The organism is Streptomyces deserti (genome assembly GCF_054782695.1).
Genome location: NZ_BAAGRZ010000042.1, coordinates 22035 through 44599, shown reverse-complemented (window position 1 = coordinate 44599; position 22565 = coordinate 22035). Strand labels below are relative to the sequence as shown.

The following is a 22565-nucleotide window of genomic DNA, read 5'->3' as shown; positions in this document are numbered from 1 at the left end:
CCGTCCACGAGGTGAACTCCGAGGTGTGGGCCAAGGGACGCGGCACCCGATCGCTGGGCATCGTCCTCGACGAGGCCACGGCCGCCCTGCGGTGAGCGCACGCACCGCGACGGAAAGCGCGGTGGGTGCGGCGGCCTCGGGCAGGCGATTCCCGCGATCCGGCAGGATGTGGCAACTTGTCGTGCTCATCGGTCTGTTGGTCGCGGCCTCCGCCTGCGCACTGAGCCTGGGCACGCCGTACGTCCCGCTGCACCGGCTGCCCGGAGCACTGCTGGACGCGGATGCCACGCTCGCTGGGGTCGTCGTCACCGAACTCCGCGTGCCCCGGCTGGTGCTGGCGCTGGTCGCCGGTGCCTGCCTGGGCGCGGCAGGGCTCGTCCTGCAGGAGGCGCTGCGCAATCCCCTGGCGGTCCCCGAGATGCTGGGCGTGTCGTCCGGGGCCGCGCTCGGGGTGGCCGCGCCGCTGGTGCTGGCCGTGTCGATCCCGGCCGCCGTCCAGCCACTGCTGGCCATCGGTGGGGCAGCGCTCGGCGGTGCGCTCACGCTGCTCGCCGCCGGCATGGGGCGCAGCCCGTCCGCCGTCCTGCTCACCGGGGCCGCGGTCGCCGGCGCACTCCAGGCCGCACTGCTCGTGCTCATGGTAATGGCCGACCAGCTCGACCTCCAGTTGATCTACCGCTACCTGCTCGGCTCGCTCTCCGCCCGTACCTGGGACGACGTCCTCGGCCTGTGGCCCTGGCTGCTCGTGGCGGTGCCCGCGCTCGTGCTGTGCGCGCCGGTGCTGTCGGTGCTGCGGCTGGGAGACGAGGACGCCGAGGCGCTGGGCGTGCGCGCCCAGCGGGCCCGGTTCGCCGCACTGGTCATCGCCGTCGTCCTGATCGCGCCCGTGACGGCCGTGTGCGGGCCGGTGGCGTGGGTCGGGTTCCTCGCCCCGCACCTGGCGCGACGGCTCAACCCCGATGGCGACGCGGTGCGTTGGCTGCCCTGGTCGGCGGCGTGGGGCTCCGTCGTGGTGGCCGTGGCCGACGTCCCGGCCCGGCTCGCGCTGGCGCCCGTGGAGACACCGGCCGGCGCCTGGACGGCCCTCTTCGGCGTGCCCGTCGGCGTCGCCCTGCTCCGGTCGGGCAAGCGGAGGCCGACGGCGCGGCGACGATCGACAGGTTCCGGTGCCGCGGGCCCGGAGCCGCGGGGGAGCGGTCCGGAAGTCGTACCGACCGAAGTGAGGGAGTCCCGGTGAGCCGGCGTTTCGCGGTGTTCGCCGCACTCGTCGTCGCGTGCGCCTGCATCGAGTTGGCGGCCGGCCGGGGCATGTCCCCGGCTGTGGTCTGGGACGTCCTCGGCGGGGGCGGCGACGTGACGGAACGGCACATCCTGTTCCAGCTCCGTCTGCCCCGGCTGCTGGTGGCTCTCGGTGCGGGGGCATGTCTGGGCGTGGCGGGTCTGGTCCTCCAGTCCGCCCTGCGCAATCCCCTCGCCGGGCCCGAGGTCACCGGCGTGACTCCGGGCGGCGTACTTGGGGCCGTCACCGCGAGCGGTCTCGGGCTCGCGGGGTGGGAATCGCCCCTCGCCGTCGTCGTCGCCGCGTGCGTGGGCGGGTTCGTAGGGGCGGGGCTGTTGTGGCTGCTCGCCGGGCGTGGCCGGGGGGACCCCGCGCAGACGGCCGTGCACGGGGTGCTCATGTCGGCGGTGCTCGGCGGGCTCACGGCCATGGTGCTGCTCGTGGCGCCGGGTGAGCTCGGCAGCGTGGTCCAGTGGCTCGTCGGCACGACCGAGGGCCGCGTGTGGCAGCACTGGCACCTGCTCTGGCCCTGGGCGCTTGCTTGGGGTGCCGCGGCGTGGCTGCTGGCCGCGCCCCTGACCCTGCTGCGCTGCGGCGACGACATCGCCAGTGCAGCAGGGCTGTCCGCCGCGCGGGCCCGGACCCTCGCCCTGGTGTGCGCCGTGGCGCTGACGGCGGGAGCGGTGGCCGCCGTCGGAGCGCTGGGTTTCGTCGGGCTGCTCGTGCCGCACCTCGCGCTGGCCGTGTTCGGTGCGGACCTGCGGATGACGCTGCCCGGAGCCGCCCTCGTGGGTGCGGCCGTGGTGTGCGGGGCGGACGCGGCGGCACAACTGGTGTCGCAGCTGCTGGCGATCGCGCTGGACTCCGGGCGGCTCACGCTCCCGGTCGGGGCCCTCACCGCGTGCGTGGGTGCCGGGTTGCTGCTGCTCGTCGTACGCCGTACGCCGAGCCGAACGTTCTGATGTCGACGAAGGACAGAGCATGATCGAACCCGTGGGGATCCAGGTCGAGGGAGTCCACTTCGGCTACCCCGGCCGACCCGTGCTGCGCGGCGTCGACGTGAGCGTCGAACCGGGCGAGCTGACCGCCCTCATCGGCCTCAACGGCTGCGGCAAGTCGACCCCGTTGCGGCTGGCCGCCGGGCTGCAAACCGGACGAGGGACGCGTCCTGCTCAGCGGCGACGATCTGGCCCGGCTCTCCCGGCGCTCCACTGCCCGGCGGGTCGCGCTGCTGCACCAGTCGGCCCCGGCCGTCCCTGGGATGACTGTCCGGCATCTCGTGCGGCAGGGGCGGTACGCGGCGCGCGGGCCCCTCGGCATGCTGCGCGAGGGCGACGATCCCGTCGGGCGGCGTGCGTTGCGCGACGTCGGCGTGGAGCAGTGGGCCGAGCGCGACGTCGACGCCCTGTCCGGGGGCGAGCGGCAGCGGGTGAGGCTCGCCATGGCGCTCGCCCAGGACACCCGCGTCCTGCTGCTCGACGAGCCGACCACCTACCTGGACCTGCACCACCAACTCGACGTGCTGCAGACCGTGGTCCGGCTGCGCGAGGAGCGGGGCCTCACCGTGGTGATGGTGCTGCACGACCTGGCCCACGCCGCCCGGTTCGCCGAGCGGATCGTCGCCCTGCGGGAAGGCCGCGTGGTGGCCGACGGGAGGTCGTCACGCCCGGGCTGCTGGCGGATGTCCTCAAGGTGGCGGGGCGGGTCGGCCGGGACCCCGAGGGCGGTTGGCCGGTGTGTTACCCGGATCACCCTCTCCCAGGTCTAGAATATGAAAATCATATTCATTAGAGTCCTCGTGTCGGCGCTCACCCGAACGCCGCACCTCCCTTGCGATGAAGGAGAGTTCATGGACAACGAGCAGGTCTTCGCACCGATCGCCGACCCGGGTCAGCTGGCCCACGCCTCGGCCACCCACTCCAACGCGCTCGTCGAGAACCCCTTCGACGACACCGAGGAGTAAGCGAGAGCGAGCGGGGGTCAAGACCCTCGACTGTGGGCCCGCCCGTCACTCGGCGGGCGGGCCCACGCCCTTCCAAGGCCCCTTCCCCGACAGGAGGACCGAGTGTCCCGCAGCCAGCTCGCACCCGGTGTCGAGGTCGTCGCCGTACCCGGGCGGGGACTCGCCGTCCGCACGGCCGACGGGGAGTTCCTCAGCGTACGGACGGGCGACGCGAACGAGGGTGCCCTCCTCTCCCGGCTTTCCGCATCGGCCGCCGACGAGCCCGATGCCGAACTCGACCGGCTCCTGGGGGCCTTCGAAAGCGCCGGATACATGGCGGACGGGCCGCAGCGCGCGCACTGGCCCGTCGAGCGCCGGCATATTTGGCTGCTGGGCGATGCCGCGCTGACCGAGCCGCTGGCCGCGCTCCTCCGGGCCTCAGGCGCCGGCCCTCGGTCCGCGGCCCCTGACGACCTGGCCGGTGCTCCGGCCGGGGACGAGCCCGCCGCTGCCGTGTGGTGCCTCGACGGGCCCGTTCCCGAAGGGCTGTGGGATGCGGCCGATCGGCTGCCGGAGCGCGGCATCGCCTGGCTGCGCTGTCACCGCGAGGGCTGGCAGGCGTACGTGGAGCCGCTCGCGGCCGCCCCCGGGGACGTCACCTCGAGGCACGTCCGTGCCCGCCGGCTCGCCGCCACACCCGCGCACCGCGAGCTGGCCGCCTACTGGAGCGGACCTCGTACATCCGGTGCGACCGTGCAACTTACCCCCTCCGCAGCGGGGTTGCTCGTCGCTCTGCTCGCCGACGACCTCACCCGGTGGGCCACCGGCGCCCCCCATTCCGGCGGGCTGCCCGCGCGGCGTCGGCTCCGGCGCGTCGACCTGCGCACGCTGACCGTCACCGAGCACCCCGTGCTGCCCGTCCCCGACGTCGACCCGATGCCGGGGAAGGCCGGATGACGCCGGTCACCGTGGCCGTCGAGGGTCTTGCCACCGCCGCTCAACTCCCGGACGGGGAAGGACCCTTCCCGGCCGTCCTCATCCGCACGCCCTACGACCGGCGCCGCCACCACGCCGAACTGCGCGGGTGGGCCCGGCGCGGGTTCGCCGCCCTGGCCCAGGACGTACGCGGCCGGCACGCATCGCCGGGGGAATGGCACCCGTACGAGATGGAGGCCGCGGACGGAGCGTCGACCGTCCGCTGGATCCGTCAACAGCCCTGGAGCGACGGGCGCATCGTGGCGGTCGGCGCCTCATACGCCGCTCACTGCGCACTCGCCCTCGCGCTCGACGCGCCCGAGGACGCCCGCCCCGACGCCGTCATCGCCGCGGTGCCCGCACTGGGCACCGCCGAGACGGCTCGCGCACCCTCGGGTGCGGAACGGCTGTCGGCTCGCGCAGGGTGGTGGGCCGCCCACGGAGACCGGCACGACTCCGACGAGGACGCCCTGGAGAAGGCCCTCGCCGCGGATCCCGGTCTACTCGCCCACCTACCGCTGAGCGACCTCCCGGTCCGGCTCGGCAGGAGCCTCCCCTCCTGGCCGGGCCTATGGCGGCACCGCGAGCGCGGCAGGCTCTGCTCGCGGGCGCGGGATGCCGGGCTGCCCCTGCTCGCCGTGGGCGGCCACCACGACCACTTCGCCGAGGACACCGTCACCCTGTGGCGCGGCTGGGGCGGACCCTCGGCACGCCTGCTGCTGGGCCCCTGGGGCCACGGCCTCGTCGCCACGCCCGGACCCGACGCCCGGCCCGCACACCGGATCAGCCTCGGCGAGCTGTATGCATGCTGGGCCCGCCTGGCCCTCACCGGGGACCTCACGCCCGGGCACCGTGGCGCGGTCGGGTTGGGCGGCAGCCCCCTGTGGGTGCCCGCCGGTACGGAGGGCGAGCCGCACACTCAGGCCGTCCGGCTGCTGCACGGAGCGTCCTTCACGGCCGACCCCGAACGCCCCGTCTCTTCCGAGGAGTTGTCCGTGCCCACGGACGGCGTGCCCGACCGCTGCCTGCTGGTCACCCCACCGCTCCCGCGCCCGCTGGACGTGATCGGCGACGCCGAGGTGCGGGTGCGCGCCAGCGCCGACAGCCCGTCTGCCGACTGGGCCGCCCGGCTCGTCGCGGTCACCCCCGAAGGGACGGCCGAGCGGCTCGCGGTCGGCATCGTCCGGCGCCAGGCCCCCCCGGGGCAGGCCGCAGAGTTCACCGTGGCGCTCGGCCGACTGGCACGGCGGCTGCCTGCGGGCACCCGGCTCCGCCTGGAGATCGCCGGGCACCACTTCCCGGCCCACGCCCGTAACCCGCACACCGGCGACGACCCGGTCACGGCCACGCGGCTGCTCGCCTCCCGGCGCGAGGTCGACCCCGGGACCGTGGCGCTTCGCCTGCCCGCGCTCCGTACCCGCCCCGCCCCCACCGATCCCGTACAGGAGATCCTGCGATGACGGCGCTGCCGCTGGAAGCCCTGGTCGACCCCGTCTGCGGCATCGTCCGCAGGGTCAAGCCCGTTGAGCACCCCGCGGGCGCGCCACCCCGCTACACCGCGCTCACCGCCGAGATATCCGACGCGCGCAAGCTCGGCCTGTGGCCCGCCGACCGGGTGTCGCTCGGCACCACCTTCGGCGATCCCGAGGGCGCCCGGATCGCCGCCATAGCGGAAGGAATCGAGCGGTACTGCGGCAACCGCGTACCGCCCCCCGCCCACCCCGACGCCCCGCTGCGCGCCACAGCCGCCGAGCTGACCGGAAAGGGCCTGCGGCTGTACGGGCCGGACGAACTGCCGGCCTACGCCGACTGGCAGTACGCCCGCGAGAAGTTCCCCTACCGCCCCCTCACCCCCGACACCCCGTCCCTGTGGACGCGCGGTGAGGAACGGCTGCCCGGCGGGGAGCGGACCGAGGTCTGGGCACCCGTCGCGCTCACCCACCTCAACTGGCGGCAGGGGGAGCTGCGTTCGCTGCCCCGAACCCACCACCTCAACTACGCGGGGATCGCCACCGGACAGGGCCTGGACGACGCGATCGAGCGCGGCCTGCTGGAGCTCGTCGAACGTGACGCGCTCGAACTGTGGTGGCACCTCGACGGCCCGACCCGCGGCATCGACCCGGTCAGCGTGCCCGGCCTCACCGACGACCTCGCCGGATCAGGGCTCGACGTCCATCTCGTCGAGATGCCCTCGGAGTTCGCCCCCTGCATGGCCGCGCTCGTCCACGACTCCCGGCTCGGCCTCTACGCCGCCGGATTCGCCTGCAAGTACGACCCTGCCGAGGCCGCCCGCAAGGCCGTGCTCGAAGCCGTCCACACCTGGGTCTTCACCCAGGGCCTCACCGACCCCGACGGCTGGGTGTTCCAGGCCGTCGAAGCCGGACTGCTCGCCCGCGGCCTCTACCTGGACCACCGCGAGGACCGCCGCTACCTCGACGCATGCGGCGAACACTTCGAGCACGTACGGGACCTGGGCGCACACGTCCAGGTCTGGCTGGACGAACGGATGGCCCCCGAGGCCCGGAGATTCACCGAGCCCGCCCACGGCGTCATACCCGTCGACGCGGTCGTGCCCGGCAGCCGGGACCGGCTGGAGCGCGCCCTCCACGCCGGCGGCCACCGCATCATGACGTTCGACCTCACCACCGAGGACGTGGCCGAGACACCGCTGCGCGTCGCCCGGGTCCTCGTCTCCGGCCTCATTCCCAACGCCCCGGCCGCCTTCGGCTACTTCGGTTGCCCGCGCCTCACCGACGCCGCCACCGGCCGCGGCTGGCGCACGACCGCGCCGAGCGCCCCCGAGGACTTCACCCTGGCTCCTCCACCTCACATGTGAGGGCGGCCTCGTGGATCTCGTCACCGCGCTCGCCCGCGCCCGTTCTTCCGAGAAGCCCGGACCGGACACGCCCGCCGGGCCCGCCGTCAGCCCATGGCCGGGACCGCCGCGCCCCCTGCCGGACGCGGGCGCCGGGGAACTCGACCTGGGCCGCCTGCTCCGGCTCTCCCTGGGGGCCTCGGACGGCGCCGGACGGCTGCGGCCCGCCCCGTCCGCGGGCGCACTGCACCCGGTGGACGCCCGGCTCGTCGTGGGCACCGGATGCTCGCTGCCGCCCGGCTGTTACGGCTACGACCCGCTGCGCCACCGCGTGCACCGCCTCGGCCCGGAACCCGACGGTGCGCCGCCCGGGGCCACCGTAGAACTGTCCGCCACCCCGCAGCGCACGGTCTCCCACTACGGTCACCGTGCCTGGCCGCTGATCCTGCTGGACACCGGGCACGCCGCCGGGGCGCTGTGGCTCGCGGGGCGTGCACTGGGCGTGGGGCCCGTGACCGTACGCGTGGACGGAGGCGAGGAAGACCCCCTCACCACGGTGCACTTCGCCCTGCCCGAGGAGGCGCGACGGGATCCCCTGGCCGAGGCAGTGCCCGAGATTCCCCTGTCCGCGGGCGCGCGCCGGGCTTCCCAGCCCGAGGGAGTGCTTCTGGGTGCCCCGGCTGAAGGGGCGCTTCGGGATGCCCCGGCCGGGCGGGCAGATCAGGGCGTCCTGCCCGGGGGGCCACACGCAGTTGTCCTGGCCGAGGGGGGACATCAGGTCCTCCCGCCAGAGGCGGGACACCAGGCCGCGGACGTGCCCACGCCCGGCGAGCTGCTGGCCCGACGCAGCGCCCGCCCGCCCCTGCGTGGCACCCCGCCCGGGGACGCCTTGCGTGCGGTCCTCGCCACCGCCGACGAAGCGAGCGCCGGTGAGCTCGCCTGGTGCGCGGCCGTCGGCGAACCCGAGCCCGAACTCGTCGAGCCTACGCCCGACGGCACCCTGCGACGCCTTGCCGCGGGGGATGCCCGGCCGACGCTCGCCGTCTGGGCCGCCGGCCAGGCATGGATCGCGGACGCGGGCGTCGTCCTGCTCGGCTACGGCTGTCCGACGGACGCCGATGCCCCGCGGATCCGCCGGACACACCTGCGCGCGGGCTTCGCCGTCCACCTGGCCCACGTGGCCGCAGTCCGTCACGGCCTGTACGGCCGCCCCGTCGGCTCCTGGCAGCAGGCCGACCTCGGCGCCGCCCTCGGCGCCCCGCCTGGCAGCGACTGGATCGTCCACGGCCTTGCCCTCGGCACCACCCACTCCGAAGAGGGGTCCTTGTGATCGTTCACCCCGAGCTGCGCCGCGCCGCACACCACGCACGGCGCCCCCTGCTCGCGGCCACCCTCCTGCAGGGGGCCGTCGCCGTCACCCACCTCGGGCAGGCCGTGCTGCTGGCCGTCTCCCTCGCCGACGTGGCCCAGGGCGACACGGACCGGCTCCCGCTGCTCCTCGGCGCGGTGCTCGGCGTCGTCGCCGCCCGTGCAGGGCTCGGCTACCAGCAGCGGCGTACCGCCGCCCGCGCCGGGGCACAGGTCAGGGTGCACCTGCGGGATGAACTCCTCGCCCACCTCGGACGGCTCGGACCCGCCTACCTGACCACCGCGCGCGCCGGAGCAGTCCGCACCACCCTCGTCGACGGGGTCGAGGGCGTGGACGCCTACGTCTCCCGCTACCTCCCCCAGCTCCTCATCACCTTCACCGTTCCGCCTCTGCTGCTCGTCGCCCTGACCGCAGTGGAACCGGTCGCCCTCCTCGGCCTCGTACCGGCCCTGCTGCTCGCCCTGGCCGGGCCGCGCGCCTGGGACCGGCTCCTCGCCAAGCGCGGCAAGGAACACTGGGACACCTACGAGGGACTGGGCGCCGACTACCTCGAAGCACTGCAAGGCATGCACGCGTTGCGGGCCGCGGGTGCCGTCGGGCGCACCCGTGAGCGGCTGGAGGAGCGGTCGGCGGCGCTGCACCGGGCCACCGTCGCCAAGCTGCGCGTCTCGCTCGTCGACACCGGCCTCACCGACCTCGCCATCCAGGGCGGCACCGTTGCCGCCGCGCTGCTGGCCTGCTGGTCGGCCGCCACCGGATCCACCACCGCGACCGGCACGTACCTGGTGCTGCTCCTGGCCTCCGAGTGTTTCCGGCCCGTACGCGACCTGTCCCGCGAGTGGCACGCCGGATACCTGGGCGTATCGGCCGCGGACGGGCTCCGGGCGCTGCGCACCGCCGAACCCGCGGTCCCCGACACGGGAACCGCGCGAGCGCACTGGTCCGGACCGCCCCAGGTGCGCTTCGAGAGCGTGGACTTCAGCTACGACGGCGCCGAGGCTCCCGCGCTGCGCGGCGTCACCTTCACCGCCGAGGCAGGGCGCACCACCGCGATCGTCGGTCCGTCGGGCGCCGGCAAGTCCACCCTGCTCGCCCTGCTCCTGCGACACCACGACCCGCACCACGGCCGGATCACCCTCGACGGCCACGACGTGACCGGGTACACGCTCGACTCGCTGCGGCAGGGCATCGCCGTCGTCTCCCAGGAGACCTACCTCTTCCACGCCACCATCGCCGACAACCTGCGCCTGGCCCGTCCCGAAGCCACGGACGACGACCTCATACGCGCGGCACGAACCGCCGGCGTCCACGACGAGATCGCCGCCCTCCCCGACGGCTACGCCACCGTCCTCGGCGAACGCGGCGCCACCCTGTCAGGCGGCCAGCGGCAGCGGCTCGCCCTCGCCCGGGCCCTGCTGGCCGACGCCCCGGTGCTCGTCCTCGACGAGGCCACCAGCGCGGTCGACGAACGCCGCGAGGCGGACATCGTCCGCGAACTCCTCGACGCCGCCGGCGGCCGGACCGTCCTGGTGGTCGCCCACCGGCTCGCCGCCGCCCGGCACGCCGACCGCATCGTGGTGCTCGACGGAGGACGCCTGGACGCCGTCGGCGACCACACCGCCCTCGTCGAGGCCGGAGGCGTCTACGCCGAGCTCGTCAAGGCGGGCCACACCTACGAAGGAGGGCTCGCCGCATGAGCACCACCACCGACGCGGGCACCGATGTCACGCCCGGCAGCACCGCCGACGCGACCGAGCCCGCGCGGGGCTCCCTGCGCGCCCTGCTGCCCGCACTCGCCGGGCACCGCGCCATGATGACCCGCACCTGCGCCGCCGCACTCGTCGAACAGGGCTCCCTGGTCGCGCTGTTGACGCTCGCCGCGCACACCGTCGGAACCACCGTCATCGAGGACCGCGCCCCCTCGGCAGGCACGGTCACCGCTCTGATCGTCCTCGTCCTCGTACGCGCCCTGATGACCTGGCGCGAGATGGACCTCTCCCACGACCTGGCCTACCGGGTACTGGCCGAACTGCGTGTACGGGTCTTCGACGGGCTCGCCCGCAGCGCACCCGCCCGCGTGGCCGGCCGCCGCAGTGGGGACCTGGCCGCCACGGCGATGGCCGACGTGGAGGCGTTGGAGTTCTTCTACGCCCACACCACGGCACAACTCCTCGCATCCGGTGTGGTGTTCACCGGCGGAGCCGCGGCACTGGCCACGGTGGAGCCGTGGTTGCTGGTCGCGGTGCTGCCGGTCGCCGCGCTGCTGGCCGTCGCGCCCTTCGCCGACGCACGCGGGCGCGCCGCGCGCGGGGCCCGCACCAGGGCGGCCTCCGCGAAGCTCTCGGCCGACACCGTGGAGGCCGTCGACGGGCTGCGCGAACTGCTCGCCTTCGGCGGGCTGACCGAACGGCGCCGCCGCCTCGCCGCACAGGGCCGAAGGGTGGGTGACGCCCAGCGGGCCGAGGCCACCTGGGAAGCCATGGCCGCCGCCGTCCGCGACGCCCTCATCGTGCTCGCGGTCCTCGGCGTGGTGGCCGCCGCCGCGCAGTCCGTGACCTCCGGGCGGCTGCACGGCGCATGGGCGCCGGCCGCAATGACGCTCGCCCTGTCGGTGCTGGGCCCGGTCGCCGAGTCGGCCAGGGCACTGAGCCAGGCCGTCGGCCTGCGCTCCGCCGCCGTCCGCGTCCACGCGGCCCTGAAAGCCCCCGCTCTCGCCCCGCCGCCCGCCTCACCCCGCCCGCTCCCTCCGGGCCCCCTGGGCATCCGACTGCACCAGGTGAACTTCGACTACGGGGGCCGGCGCGTGCTGAACGGGCTCGAGCTGACGGTTCCCGCAGGGCAGACGCTCGCCCTGGTCGGTGTCTCGGGCGCCGGCAAGTCGACCTGCGCCCACCTGCTGGCCCGTTTCTGGGACCCGTCCGAGGGCGCGGTCCACCTGGTGCCCGGCGCCGGCCGTCCCGTCGACCTCCGCGACCTGGCCGACGCCGACCTGCGCCGTGCCGTCGCCGTCGTGGGCCAGGACGCCCCCCTCTTCCACGGCACCCTCGCCGAGAACCTGCGCCTCGCCGCACCCGACGCGGACGACGAACTCCTTGCCGAAACGGCCCGGCTGTGCGGCGTCGACCGGATCACCCCCCTGGACTCCCTCATCGGGGAGCGCGGCGCCACCCTCTCCGGCGGCCAGCGCGCCCGGATCTCTCTCGCCCGCGCCCTGCTGACCCAGCCTCGGATCCTCGTACTGGACGAAACCACCGCACATCTGGACAACGCCGGTGACGCCCAACTCGCCGCCGCGCTCGCCCAGGGCAACCGCACCACCCTCGTCATCGCCCACCGCCCCGCCACCATCCGCCGCGCCGACCGCATCGCCGTCCTCGAGGCCGGCCGGATCGCGGAGGAGGGCACCTGGGACGACCTCACCGCCCGCACCGACGGCGCACTCAACCGTGTGCTGGCCGTCACACCGTCCTGAACCTGGCAGCAGCGCGGCAACCACAGTGAGCTCTCCGGCGGTCAGCGGCAGCGGGTCCTGGTGGCCCGCGCACTGGCCCGCCGGCCCGTGCATCCTGCTCCTCGACGAGCCGTCACCGGAGTTGACGCACCTACCCAGGAGTTGTTGAACGAGCTGTTCGGCCGTGTTCATGCGAGCGCTCCGGCCTGATGTCTCGTCTCCGGCTGCTCTGACGCATCGAAAGCAGGTCCGGGCGTCCTCGCCTCTGTCTGCCACCCGCGGTGAAGGTCAGGTGGTGGCGAACGCAGCCATCATCATCAGGTCCTCATGTTCGAGGTTGTGGCAGTGGATGAGGTAGCGGCCCGTGTAGTCGGTGAACCGCACTGCGACGTCGACGTGCTCGGCAGGCCGGACGTCGACGGTGTCCTTCCAGCCGTGGTCGAACGGTCCTGGGCCCCGGGACGTCCCACGCCCGACGACCTGGAACGGGTCCAGGTGCACGTGCACGGGATGGTGCAGGTCAGTGCGGAAGCGCCAGATTTCCGTCTTGCCGAGTGGCACCGTGGTTGCCATCACCTCCGGGTCGAAGGGCTCACCGTTGATTACCCAGCCCGACCTGCCGTGTACCTCGCCACGGGTGAAGGACCACTCGCGTACCCGGGCGCCGGTGGTGTCGAGGGGCTCGATTTCCGACAGTCGATCGGGCAGTCGATCCGCTGGTGCGCTGTCGTCGCTGGCGCGCCGTGCGACCACGAACCGCATCACGGCGCCCATCGGGCCGGAGCCGAACCGGTTGCGCAGCGTGACATGTGTGCCGACGGGATACGTCGAGAAGTCCGCGAGGACGTCGAACCGTTCCGCCTGGGCCATCACCAGATGCTCGTGTGCTATCGGCGTGGTGAGCAGTCCACCGTCGGAGCCGACCTGCGTGAAAACCGCGCCGGCAGCAGGCGGTGGGTCGAGCACCAGGTCGAGGCGACGAGAACTGCAGCCGTTGAGTAACCGCAGCCGGTAACGTGCGGCGTCCACCTCCAGCACCGGCCAAGCAACCCCGTTCACAAGCATCACGTCGCCGAGCACCCCCTCGATGTGGGCGTCGTCAACACCCGGGGAGTCAGCGTGATGGTGGGCATGCTCGCCCGCGCCAGATGACGGGTAGTGGAGCTCACCGTGCTCGTCGAAGGAACGGTCCACGATCGCGAGCACCACCTCGCGATCACCGCGGGGCAGCGGCAGAGCGTCCTCCTCATCGTCGCGCACCAGGTGCACCCCGAGAAGGCCGCGGTACACCTGCTCGCCGGTGAAGTCCATGCGGTGGTCGTGGTACCAGAGCATTGCCGCCCGCTGCCGCATTGGGTAGGCGTAGTCGCGGCTTTCGCCGGGGTGCACCAGGTCGGTGGGGTAGCCGTCGCTCGTGCTGGGCGTGTGGCCCCCGTGCAGGTGCACCGAAACCGGTACGTCGAGTGCGTTGCGGTGCCGCACCACTGCCGGCCGGCCGCTTCGCGTCTCCAGCAGCGGCCCGGGAAAGGTGCCGCCGTAGGTCAGCAGGTCGGTGCGGACTCCGGGCAGTAGTTCAAGCGTCGCCGGGCGCTGCACGAGGTCGAACACGTCTCGTCCGCGGGCCGTCGCTGTCGGTCGGAGGACTGGCATCTGCGGCAGTGGCACGGTGAACGGCCGGGGCAGCGCGATGCTGCTGGGCAAGAGCTGGCCGGTCGAGGCCGGCGTGGATGTCGAGCAGCCGGTGGCGGCGGCGCCCACTCCGCCGGCGGCGAGGCCAAGGAACTTCCGGCGCGAGATCGTCATCGTTCCTCTCCAGTTATAACTCGCGTCACACGCCGCTGCGGGCGTGCCCACGACGTGAAGGACCAGATGGCGAGGAGCACCGCCGTAAGCACGATGAACACTCCCAGGGGGATGTGCACCGCCAGGTTGCGCTGGTGTCCCATGCCGATCTGTATCCCCTCGGCCATGAAGACGACCGGGACGAGGAGGAGCAGCGGCCATCCGGCCCCCCGGTTGGCCGCGACGTGTCCGAGCGCCGCGGCGCCCCACACTGCAGTGGCCACCACCAGCAGGATCCCGCTATTGCCGTGCGTCGCCAGGATGTCGAAATTGCCTGACAGGTAGCTCCCGGCCGACACCGGTTGCGCGAGCGCCAGGGCGGCGTGCAGCAACAGAGTCGCCCGGAGCAGCCAAAGAGTTGTGGTCACCATTGTTCGTCCTTTCGCATCCGTTGAGCCGGCCTAGGCTTCAGCGGGCGATAGGTAAACACACTACATGTAGCTTGTCTACTTATGAAGCAGCCCGTACGCTACTGCCATGAAGGCGGATGCGCTACGCGGGCACCTGGACGCGCTGATCCTCGCGATCTTGGAGGGTGGCGGCCTGCATGGTTATGCCATCTCCGAGGCCCTGGCGGCGCGTAGCGACGGCGCGCTCGATCTCGCCACCGGGACGCTGTACCCGGCACTGCGGCGCCTCGAGGCCGCTGGCCTGCTCGTCAGCACGTGGAGCACGGTCGGTGGACGCAGGCGCCGGACGTACAGCTTGACCCCTGCTGGCCACAGGGCCTTGCGAGCTGAACGTGACGCCTGGCGGGGCCTTGCCAGTGTCGTCGAGGCCGTGCTCCGCCCGGGCTAGCCCGCAGAGCCGGAGTCCCTCTCCGCCATGCCGACCCCGCATCGCATCAGCACGGTCCGGCGCGCTTTCACGGACGTATCAGCTGGCCGCCAGGGTATGCCGGGCAGATACCGCGACGCCGGCGAGCGGCAACACCACCAGGGTGAGCGCCAGCATCCAGAGCCCGGCATTACCACCGTCGGCAGTCACGATCATTGCAACACTGGTAAGGGGCACGAACGTCGTAGCGGCGAGTGCGAAGGCGCCGGTGAACCTTGCTGTGGCCCGACCATTGAACCACCATCGGTTGCCGATCCCGGTGGCCACGAGGAGGAACAGTGCGCCAGCCAGGACGATCCAGCTGCCTGTCTCGATCGTGTCGTCAAGCAGGTGGAACAACCATGTGTCGGATCGGGCCTCGGCGGTGTTCGAGGCCAGGTTGAGACCGGAGTCCCAGAGGAGTGGTTGGTAGCCGAGGACGAGCAGCAGGAGCCACGCCGTACGCCGGGAAGCGGCCACGGCCAGCGTCGTCTGGAATGATGCCGCGATGTCCGGCACCGAGCCGAAGTCGACGACCGCCAGGCGTGCGGCGGACTCCTCGTCGTGACCGGTTGCGACGAGCGCCTCGGTGGCGTCATCCAAATGATCCGCCGCCTCGCGCACCAGGCTGCGGCGGGTGTGCCTAGGGCCGACGAGCGCGGCGTCGAGGCGCGCGAGGTAGTCCGGACGTGGATCTGCCATGGTCTGCATTGTGCCGGTGGGGACGCCGCGACCGCATCAGGGATGCCCCGGATCCTCGCCCTCGCGTTTCGCCTCGCACCCCCAGGGCCTTGGCCCCCGAGCGGCACAGGCGCAGGTCACGGTGGCTGTACCCGAGTGGGACGACCGGACTGGGGCGGTCGACTCGGTTTCTGTTCGTCTAGTGCTGTGACCGGAAATGTTCACCGGCTCGCGACGCCCGGCACGGCACCTCGCCGCGTTGTCGCATCACCCGAGTACATCCAGTACGCGGGCGATGCTCCGCCTTGCGATGCACCGCACCGGACGCCGCGAGCTTTCCGGCAAACCTTTCCGGTCACAGCACTAGGTCGTTTCTGATGGCTCTTGGACGATGTCTCGAGCCAGATGACGATCGCGGTGACGGCCAGGGTGCCGTTGAAGATGTAGTCGGGTTTGTCGTACCGCGTGGCGACAGCGCGGTACTGCTTCCACTTGCTGACGCATCGCTCGACGGCGCTGCGGCGGCGGTACTGGGCCTTGTCGAAGGCCGGTGGCCGCCCGCCGGCCCGGCCCTTGCGCCTGCGGTTGTCCTGCTGGTCATCGGGCTGGGCAATGGTCGCTTTGAGCCCCCGCCGCCGCAGGTAAGCGCGGTTGTCGCGGCTGGAGTATGCCTTGTCGCCACGGACGCGGTCCGGACGGCGGCGCGGTCGGCCGGGACCGCGCCGCTGGATCCGTAAGCCGTCCAGCACGGGGATGAACATGGGGCTGTCGCCCCGCTGACCCGGGGAGATCTGCCAGGACAGCGGACGGGCCCGGTCGTCGAACAGCAAGTGGTCTTGCTGGTCAGTCCGCCCCGCGAGCGACCCAGCGCCTGCCGTCCATCGGCTTCCACACGCGCACCGCCCCCTCTTGCGGGAAGTCCCGCGGAAGGCGATGGCGGGCCCCGGCGGTTGGCCGTCGGGTTCGGCGGCGTCGGCCTCGATCTGTAACTCGGCCAGGATCTGCTGCCACTGCGCATCTGTCAGCTCGTGTCGCCGCACCATGCGGGCTGTTGCCCGGCGAACCCCGAGATCCACCCAGCCAACAGAAATGCCCTAGACGCGGCGGGGGCCGCCCGCTGAGGTTCGGTCGGGGGTAGAGGGCTTTCTGGGGCGGCTGACGGCCCGGGGTGAGGCGAGTGCGAGGGCGGCGGCCCGAGTCTTGAGATGGAAGCGGCGTAGAACTTCGTTGAGCAGCTGTTGGGCTCGCTCGGCCTGGCCGCTCAGCTGGACGGGCAGCAGGAACACGGCGCCGGAGACTCCCACCGGTGCGGTGACGAGTGCGATCAGCACGCCCGCGGCGAACCCAAGCGTCCCCGTTGACCAGTCCACCTTCCCCCCCGTCTGAGCCGTCCGCTCAGTATCGGTCCCGGTCCGACGCTGCTGTTCGGCGGCCTGCGGTCCCATCCCGTGGGGTGTCTTGTTGGTGCCTCGTGCGACTGATGCGGCTCAGCTGTCGCCTACCCATGCGCGGCCCCGGTCGCGTTGGCGCTTTCGGTCGTCCCTCTGCCACTGTCCGGATCACTTCTTGAGCAGTGCCTCTGCCCAACCACCGGAACCTGGTTGTGCTATCGAACCTTCTGGTTGTACGGTCGAACCATGTCCAGGGATCAACGGGCTGATGACCCGGTCGTTCTCCAGGAGGCACTGGGGAGCTTCGTTCGCGCCTTCGGGCTGCACCAGCCGGAAACAACCCCTTGTGGCCAGCCGGTACCGGTCTCCGAGGCGCACGCTCTGGGCGAGCTGGCGCAGGAGGGCGAGCTCCGGCAGGTGGAGCTGACACGCCGACTGCGGTTGCAGAAGAGCACCGTGAGCCGGCTGGTCACGCAGCTTTCCTCGCGCGGCTGGGTGGAGCGCGCCCCGGCCCCCGACGACGGACGCGGTGTCGTGCTGCGGCTCACCGCTTCGGGACGGCAAGCCGCGCAGAATCTCGCTCAGGCACGACGGGAGCGCTTCTCCCGGCTCCTTGAATCAATCCCGGCTCATGAGAGAGCGGGCGTGCTCCACGCCCTCGACGTGATGGTGGAGGCACTGGATGAGTAGCACCAGGCGAAGGGCCCTGTGGGCGGCCGCAGGTATGGCGGTCGCCGGCACAGTGACGGCTGTCGCCCTGACGGCCGGCGGCTCGCAGCAGGATCCGGGCGAGGGGCAGAGTGAGCGACAGAAGGTGGTGGCCGATCGGGGCCGGAGTGTGATGCCCTTCGACCTCGAACAGACCACCCACCGCTTCACTCCCACCGCGGCGGGCGGTACCCAGGATGTGGTGGCTGACCGGCCCGGTGACGCGGAACAGATCGATCTGATACGCGCCCATCTGCGCAAGGAAGCAACGGCGTTCGGCCGCGGAGACTTCGGGGACCCCGCCCGCATCCACGGCGAGGACATGCCCGGCCTTGCCGCGCTGCAAGACGGTCACGACCGTATCGAGGTGCGCTTCAAAGAGCGGGCGGACGGCGCCACACTGACCTACACCACGAGGGAGCCCGCGCTGGCGGACGCCCTGCACGACTGGTTCGAAGCCCAGCTCGGCGACCACGGCTCTCACGCCGAGTCCGGCCACTGAACCGACGGCGGGCTCCGTGCCCGCCGCTCCGCAGCCTGCTTTGTGCTCACGTCTTCGAAGCCCAGTGCGGCATCCCTGTCCGTGCGTCACGGCGGATCGCCGCGTACAAGTCGTCCTTGGGCCTTGGGAGGCGCCATCGCGGCCCCGTCCCGCAGGCACTTCGATTTCTCCATCACCAGCCTTCGTGTGCTGCCAGAACCTCTGGACATCGCCCTGCGGTGGAACCTAGCCGGTCAGCACTGATTGCACGGACTTCGTCACGACGTCGGCGGCGTCGCGTGCGGCCAGGCGTCCGGCGCGTACCTCCTTCGCCGCGCCGTCGAGGATGTAGTGGACGGCGCTGACCAGCCAGGCGGTGGGCAGGTCGGTGCGGAAGACTCCTTGTTCCTGGCCGCGGCGGATGAGTTGGTCCACGCGCTGGGCGGGTTCGTCGTGCAGTTCTCGCACCCGCCCCGTGGGGAGGACTTCTCCGGCGGCGGCCAGCAGGGCCGCGGACTCGGCCGTGAGCTGCCAGCTCGACGCCAGCAGGCGTGACATGGCCGCGCGGGCGTCTCCGGTCAGGTCGACGGCCGCCAAGGTTTTCTCTCCGGCGCGCAGCGCGTCCTTCAGCGCGGCTTCGACCAGGTCGGCGCGAGTGCGGAAGTGCCCGTACAGGGTCATCCGTCCCACGCCCGCGGCCTGCGCGATGTCGTCGGTGGTGGCGTTCGGGTCGGAGCTCAGGAGCGTGCGCGCCGCGGACACGATGCGGGCGATGTTGCGCTCGGCGTCGGCGCGGCGTTTGGGGCGGGTGGAGGGAGCGACCATGCCGAAACCCTAACTCGTACACGGAGATACGGCTTATAGTCGAGGACAGAACTCGTACACGAGCGTACGAGTTGTGGGCGGGGAGGGAATCTTGGTAACCCAGCATGCAGTCCGGCAGCGATCACCTCATGAGCCGCATCCGTCGCGGTGGCGCATCCTCGGCTTCCTCGGCGTGGCGCAGCTCATGCTGATCCTTGACGTCACCGTCGTGGCCATCGCCCTGCCACACATCGAGACCGGCCTCGGACTCAGCCGCGAGGCGCTGACCTGGACCGTCAGCGCCTATACGCTCACCTTCGGCGGGCTGATGCTGCTCGGCGGCCGGCTCACGGACCTGATCGGGGCCAAGCGGGTCGTACTCGCCGGGCTCCTGCTGTTCACCGCGGCATCGCTGGTCACTGGGCTGGCCGACTCCGCGGGCATGCTGGTAGGCGGTCGCGTCGCGCAGGGAGTCGGAGCGGCGCTGCTGTCGCCCGCGGCGTTGTCGGTGGTGGTGGCCCTGTTCGACGGGGACGAGCGGAACAAGGCCCTGGGCGTGTGGTCCGCGCTGGGTGGTGGCGGCGCCGCCCTCGGCGTCCTTCTCGGCGGTCTGCTCACTTCCGGTCCCGGGTGGCCGTGGGTCTTCCTCGTCAACGTGCCCATTGGCCTGGTGATCGCCGTGGCGCTCGCCGTTCTGCTGCCGGCGCGGACGGCGTTCGCCGGCCGGCCCGGGCTCGACGTCCTCGGCGCGATCCTGGTGACGGCCTCCACCGCGTCGTTGATCTATGCGCTCATCGCTGCCGGTGAACGGGGATGGCTCACCGCGCTCACGGGCACGCTCGTCCTGGCGGCCGCCGTCGGCTATGCGCTGTTCGTGGTGTGGCAGCGGCGGGCGGCGTCACCTCTGATGGACGTCCGACTGCTGGTGCGGCGGCCCGTGGCGACGGGCGCGTTCCTCATCATGATGGCGACGGCGTTGATGATCGCGGTGTTCTTCCTGGGCACCTTCTACTTCCAGCATGCCCGTGGGTACGGCGCGTTGCGGACCGGCCTGCTGTTCCTGCCGGTGGCAGTGGCGACGATGCTCGGGGCACACCTCACCGGACGAGCGATCGGGCGGTGGGGGGCACGCGGGCCGGCCGTCGCGGGCCTGACGGCCGCGGCAGTCGGCATGGCCGTTCCCGCGGTGTCCATGCACCCGGCCGGTGTCGTGGCCGGTGTGGCCGTCGCTGCCGCGGGCACCGGCGCGATGTTCGTCATCGCCTCGGCGACCGCACTGAGCCAGGTGGCGCCCCAAGAGGCGGGAATCGCCTCCGGCATCGTCAGCACCTTCCACGAGTTCGGCGCCTCCATCGGCGCCGCCGTAGTGTCCAGCGTCGCCGCCGCGAGCCTGACCGGGACGACGTTGAACGGCTTCACCAAGGGGTTCACCGTAGCGGCGGTCGCGGCGGCGGTCGCCACCGTCGCCGCCGCGTGGATGACCCCCGGCCGCCCGAGGCAGCACGACCAAGGCCCCTCCTAATTAGCCGGCTTCCGGGCGGTGTCACAGCCCGGGGCCACACGACAGGGACGGCCTTCCTCCATTGGGCGGGCTGCCCCCACGGGCACGCACGATTCCTCACCGAGCACGAGGTGCCGGGCGACACCGGCCGGCCCACCCGGGCACGTTCCACACCGGAAAGGGCGCGACAGCGCGATGACCAACACCACCACCGCGTCGCCACCCACACTCGCCCGGGCGCTGATCGTCGGCTCCGGCATCATGAGCCTCGCCAACTCGGTCACCGTGCCCTTCCTGGCCGTGTTCCTCCACAAGGAAATCGGGCTCCAGCCGGGCCTGATCGGCTTCATCATCGGCTCGTCGGTGTTCTTCTCGATTTTCGCCGGGTTCGTCGCAGGGGCGCTCTCCGACCTCTTCGGCCGGACCCGGCTGCTGCTGATCTCCCTGGTGGGGGTGATCAGCTCGTTCGTGGGCCTCTACTACAGCCACGACGTCCTGGCCGTGTTCGTCCTCAACGCGACGATGGCGTTGAGCAGCAGCTCCTTCGGGCCTGTGGGCAAGGCGCTGCTGAGCGACCTTCTCCCGCCGGGCCGACGGGTGAAGTGGTTCTCGTACCAGTACGTGACCACCAACATGGGGTTCGCCGTCGGGCCGGTCGTGGGCGCGGCGGTCGGTCTGGCCGGCGACCGGTCGGCATTCCTCGTCGGCGCGCTCGGCTACGCCGTCTACCTGCTCGGCCTGGCCACAGTCCTGCTGCTTACCTCGTCGTCGCCGGTGCCGGCCGGCAAGCCCGGCCGGACGGCCACCGGTGAGGGCCAGACACAGCTCTCCGGCAGCGTTCTCAAAGGGCTCGCGGAGAGCGCGCGGGTCGTGGCGACCGACTCGCGGCTGCTGTTCCTCATCCTCGCCGGACTGCTGCTGGAGGCCGTGCACGGCCGGGTCTCCTCGCTGCTCGCGCAGCATCTCTCCGATGGGTTCGCCGACGGCACCGCGATCCTGGGCTACGTGCTGACCACCAACGCGGTGACCGTGGTGGTCCTGCAGTTGTCCGTCTCCCGCTTCATGGACAAGCGAAACCCCGTGACGTCCATCGTCGCTGGCGGTCTGCTGACCGTCCTCGGCATGGCCGGCTTCGCGTTCGCGGACAACATCTGGCACTTCGTCGCCGCGATGGTGGTGTTCTCCCTCGGCGAGATCCTCATCTATCCAGCGGAGTTCGCCATCCTCGACCGGATCGCGCCCGAGGACCGCCGCGGCTCCTACTTCGGCGCGCAGACCTTCGCCCAACTCGGCGTCTTCATCGGCCCCTACACCGGCGGTCTCCTGCTCGCGGCCTACGACGGCACCACCATGTTCCTCGGCGTCGGCTCGTTCGCCCTGGCCAGTGTGGTCATCTACCTGCTCGTCGGCCGACGTATCCCCGGCCTGGCCGGCCCCGTGCCGGAGCGCCCCGCGGAGCGGCCGAAGGAGGAGCATGCCGACGATGTGGCGTGATGAAGCGTAGGCGGGCCGTTCCGCCGGTCAGGCCGGTATGGGCTTCAGAGCGGCGAGCGTTGAGCGTCGGCCTTTCTCGACTTGGCCCATGTGGTGTCCATCTGGGCGTATCCCTGCGTGGTGCAGTTGGCCAGGGCCCGGCGGGCGGCGTGCTTGAGCTGGAGGCCGAGGGCGTCTCGGAGTCCGGTTCACGGCCGGTGATCACCCACATCGTGCGGCGGAACATGTGCGAGCGGACGTGCGCCGTGGGGATGGGTTCCAGACCGTAGGCGTCGGCGTGGGCGTTGACGCGTTCGATGAAGTAGTCAATGTCGTCGGCGGCGATGATCCCCCGGCTGCCGCGGTTCTTCTTGCCACGAGTCTGCGGCGGCCTGCTTTGCGCAGGGCCTGCGGGGAGCCGTGGCGCTCGAGGAGCCAGGTGAGGGGTGGTCCAGACGAGGGCCGAGGACGCGTTCGAGGCTGGGGTGGAACTGGGTGAGCAGGCCGCGGATGCGGTTGCTGGTGCGGGTGGCCTCGGCGGCGAGGTCCTGGTCGAAGCCGACCAGCATGGTCAGCTCGGTGGTGATCTCGTCGGTCAGCTCAAGCGAGCGCAGAGTGAGCGGCATGGTGCGGGCGGCGTCCGCGATGAGGGCCGCGTCCTGGCATCGGTTGGCCTCGCCGGGGTAGAGGTCGGCGATCCGAGGCATTGCGGCCCGGCGCGATGCCCTGCTCCTTGGCGGCTTTCTCGAACTCGGCGACCTCAGCCGCACCGGCCGGCCGCCTCGTCCGTACGGGCCGAGGCCTGAAGCCACGCGGCCCGCTCGGTCACGATCTGTTCGAGCGCCGCGCACATCTCCGGGGTGGGGAGGTCAGCTGCCGCTCGTCGTACAGCGCGTAGCCCTCGAATTCGGCGACGCGCTCCAGGGGGCCCTGCTCGGCGAGCTGTTCGACGTCGCACGCCCACACCTCCGGCTTCTTGCTGGCGAGATCCGGCGCCTGCGCGCCGCGGCTCGCGCCGTAGCCGGGGGTGTGCCGAG

General features: G+C 72.2%; 20 protein-coding genes and 3 pseudogenes. 15 read left to right on the top strand and 8 right to left on the bottom strand.

Annotation, left to right across the window (positions count from 1 at the left end; genetic code table 11):
• Window positions 1-166 precede the first annotated feature (166 nt).
• The 10 genes and pseudogenes from ACYVMZ_RS36375 (at window position 167) to ACYVMZ_RS36330 (ending at window position 11852) form a co-directional block, all read left to right on the top strand.
• On the top strand, window positions 167-1237 hold the full coding sequence (locus tag ACYVMZ_RS36375; RefSeq protein ID WP_461087161.1) for a FecCD family ABC transporter permease: 1071 nt from the start codon (window positions 167-169) through the stop codon (window positions 1235-1237).
• Window positions 1234-2241, top strand: coding sequence for a FecCD family ABC transporter permease (locus ACYVMZ_RS36370; protein ID WP_461087160.1), 1008 nt, complete (start codon window positions 1234-1236; stop codon window positions 2239-2241). The genes ACYVMZ_RS36375 and ACYVMZ_RS36370 overlap by 4 nt, the downstream gene beginning before the upstream one ends.
• Before the next feature lie 19 nt (window positions 2242-2260).
• Window positions 2261-3070 (top strand): annotated as a pseudogene (locus tag ACYVMZ_RS36365) (ABC transporter ATP-binding protein).
• 58 nt (window positions 3071-3128) lie between these two features.
• Window positions 3129-3242, top strand: coding sequence for a streptamidine family RiPP (amiA, locus tag ACYVMZ_RS36360; RefSeq protein WP_383886003.1), 114 nt, complete (start codon window positions 3129-3131; stop codon window positions 3240-3242).
• A gap of 102 nt (window positions 3243-3344) precedes the next feature.
• Window positions 3345-4178: a hypothetical protein gene (locus ACYVMZ_RS36355; protein ID WP_461087159.1), complete on the top strand. Its 834-nt coding sequence runs from the start codon at window positions 3345-3347 to the stop codon at window positions 4176-4178.
• Window positions 4175-5656 (top strand): CocE/NonD family hydrolase, encoded by a 1482-nt coding sequence (locus ACYVMZ_RS36350; RefSeq protein WP_461087158.1) that lies wholly within the window; start codon window positions 4175-4177, stop codon window positions 5654-5656. The genes ACYVMZ_RS36355 and ACYVMZ_RS36350 overlap by 4 nt, the downstream gene beginning before the upstream one ends.
• Entirely contained in the window at window positions 5653-7032 is a 1380-nt protein-coding gene (locus tag ACYVMZ_RS36345) for a YcaO-like family protein (RefSeq protein WP_461087157.1), read from the top strand. Before ACYVMZ_RS36350 ends, ACYVMZ_RS36345 begins: the two co-directional genes overlap by 4 nt.
• 10 nt (window positions 7033-7042) lie before the next feature.
• A complete protein-coding gene (locus ACYVMZ_RS36340; RefSeq protein WP_461087156.1) occupies window positions 7043-8341 on the top strand; it encodes a nitroreductase family protein in 1299 nt (432 codons plus the stop codon).
• A complete protein-coding gene (locus tag ACYVMZ_RS36335) occupies window positions 8338-10077 on the top strand; it encodes an ABC transporter ATP-binding protein/permease (RefSeq protein WP_461087155.1) in 1740 nt (579 codons plus the stop codon). Before ACYVMZ_RS36340 ends, ACYVMZ_RS36335 begins: the two co-directional genes overlap by 4 nt.
• Window positions 10074-11852 (top strand): ABC transporter ATP-binding protein, encoded by a 1779-nt coding sequence (locus tag ACYVMZ_RS36330; protein WP_461087154.1) that lies wholly within the window; start codon window positions 10074-10076, stop codon window positions 11850-11852. Before ACYVMZ_RS36335 ends, ACYVMZ_RS36330 begins: the two co-directional genes overlap by 4 nt.
• Window positions 11853-12119: 267 nt before the next feature.
• On the opposite strand, the gene ACYVMZ_RS36325 is transcribed toward ACYVMZ_RS36330, so the two are convergent.
• Window positions 12120-13634 (bottom strand): multicopper oxidase family protein, encoded by a 1515-nt coding sequence (locus tag ACYVMZ_RS36325; protein WP_461087153.1) that lies wholly within the window; start codon window positions 13632-13634, stop codon window positions 12120-12122.
• Window positions 13631-14044, bottom strand: coding sequence for a hypothetical protein (locus ACYVMZ_RS36320; RefSeq protein ID WP_461087152.1), 414 nt, complete (start codon window positions 14042-14044; stop codon window positions 13631-13633). Before ACYVMZ_RS36320 ends, ACYVMZ_RS36325 begins: the two co-directional genes overlap by 4 nt.
• Window positions 14045-14150: 106 nt before the next feature.
• Between ACYVMZ_RS36320 and ACYVMZ_RS36315 the strand changes: the two genes are divergently transcribed.
• Window positions 14151-14471 carry a PadR family transcriptional regulator gene (locus tag ACYVMZ_RS36315; RefSeq protein ID WP_461087151.1) on the top strand — a complete coding sequence of 107 codons (321 nt, stop codon included), beginning with the start codon at window positions 14151-14153 and terminating at the stop codon, window positions 14469-14471.
• A 78-nt stretch (window positions 14472-14549) separates the two neighbouring features.
• Here the strand turns inward: ACYVMZ_RS36315 and ACYVMZ_RS36310 are convergent, their stop codons facing one another.
• From ACYVMZ_RS36310 to ACYVMZ_RS36300, 3 genes and pseudogenes are all read right to left on the bottom strand, one after another.
• Window positions 14550-15191: a permease prefix domain 1-containing protein gene (locus ACYVMZ_RS36310; protein ID WP_461087150.1), complete on the bottom strand. Its 642-nt coding sequence runs from the start codon at window positions 15189-15191 to the stop codon at window positions 14550-14552.
• 200 nt (window positions 15192-15391) lie between these two features.
• Window positions 15392-16213: a transposase gene (locus ACYVMZ_RS36305; protein WP_461087163.1), complete on the bottom strand. Its 822-nt coding sequence runs from the start codon at window positions 16211-16213 to the stop codon at window positions 15392-15394.
• 216 nt (window positions 16214-16429) lie between these two features.
• Window positions 16430-16540: pseudogene (locus tag ACYVMZ_RS36300) on the bottom strand (sulfite exporter TauE/SafE family protein); the annotation flags it as partial.
• Window positions 16541-16807: 267 nt separating this feature from the next.
• On the opposite strand from ACYVMZ_RS36300, the gene ACYVMZ_RS36295 reads away from it, so the two are divergent.
• Window positions 16808-17251, top strand: coding sequence for a MarR family winged helix-turn-helix transcriptional regulator (locus tag ACYVMZ_RS36295; RefSeq protein WP_289928403.1), 444 nt, complete (start codon window positions 16808-16810; stop codon window positions 17249-17251).
• Window positions 17252-17285: 34 nt separating this feature from the next.
• A complete protein-coding gene (locus tag ACYVMZ_RS36290; protein WP_461087149.1) occupies window positions 17286-17771 on the top strand; it encodes an aspartate carbamoyltransferase in 486 nt (161 codons plus the stop codon).
• Between the two features lie 225 nt (window positions 17772-17996).
• Here ACYVMZ_RS36290 and ACYVMZ_RS36285 read toward each other — a convergent pair whose 3' ends face one another.
• Entirely contained in the window at window positions 17997-18575 is a 579-nt protein-coding gene (locus ACYVMZ_RS36285) for a TetR/AcrR family transcriptional regulator (RefSeq protein WP_461087148.1), read from the bottom strand.
• Window positions 18576-18747: 172 nt separating this feature from the next.
• Between ACYVMZ_RS36285 and ACYVMZ_RS36280 the strand changes: the two genes are divergently transcribed.
• Together ACYVMZ_RS36280 and ACYVMZ_RS36275 are read left to right on the top strand one after the other, a co-directional pair.
• Window positions 18748-20076, top strand: a complete 1329-nt coding sequence (locus ACYVMZ_RS36280) for an MFS transporter (protein WP_461087147.1) — start codon at window positions 18748-18750, stop codon at window positions 20074-20076.
• A gap of 174 nt (window positions 20077-20250) precedes the next feature.
• On the top strand, window positions 20251-21549 hold the full coding sequence (locus ACYVMZ_RS36275; RefSeq protein WP_461087146.1) for an MDR family MFS transporter: 1299 nt from the start codon (window positions 20251-20253) through the stop codon (window positions 21547-21549).
• A gap of 354 nt (window positions 21550-21903) precedes the next feature.
• On the opposite strand, the pseudogene ACYVMZ_RS36270 reads toward ACYVMZ_RS36275, so the two are convergent.
• Both ACYVMZ_RS36270 and ACYVMZ_RS36265 read right to left on the bottom strand, forming a co-directional pair.
• Window positions 21904-22238, bottom strand: a pseudogene (locus tag ACYVMZ_RS36270) (IS110 family transposase); the annotation flags it as partial.
• A gap of 115 nt (window positions 22239-22353) precedes the next feature.
• On the bottom strand, window positions 22354-22494 hold the full coding sequence (locus tag ACYVMZ_RS36265) for a hypothetical protein (RefSeq protein WP_461087145.1): 141 nt from the start codon (window positions 22492-22494) through the stop codon (window positions 22354-22356).
• Window positions 22495-22565: the final 71 nt, after the last annotated feature.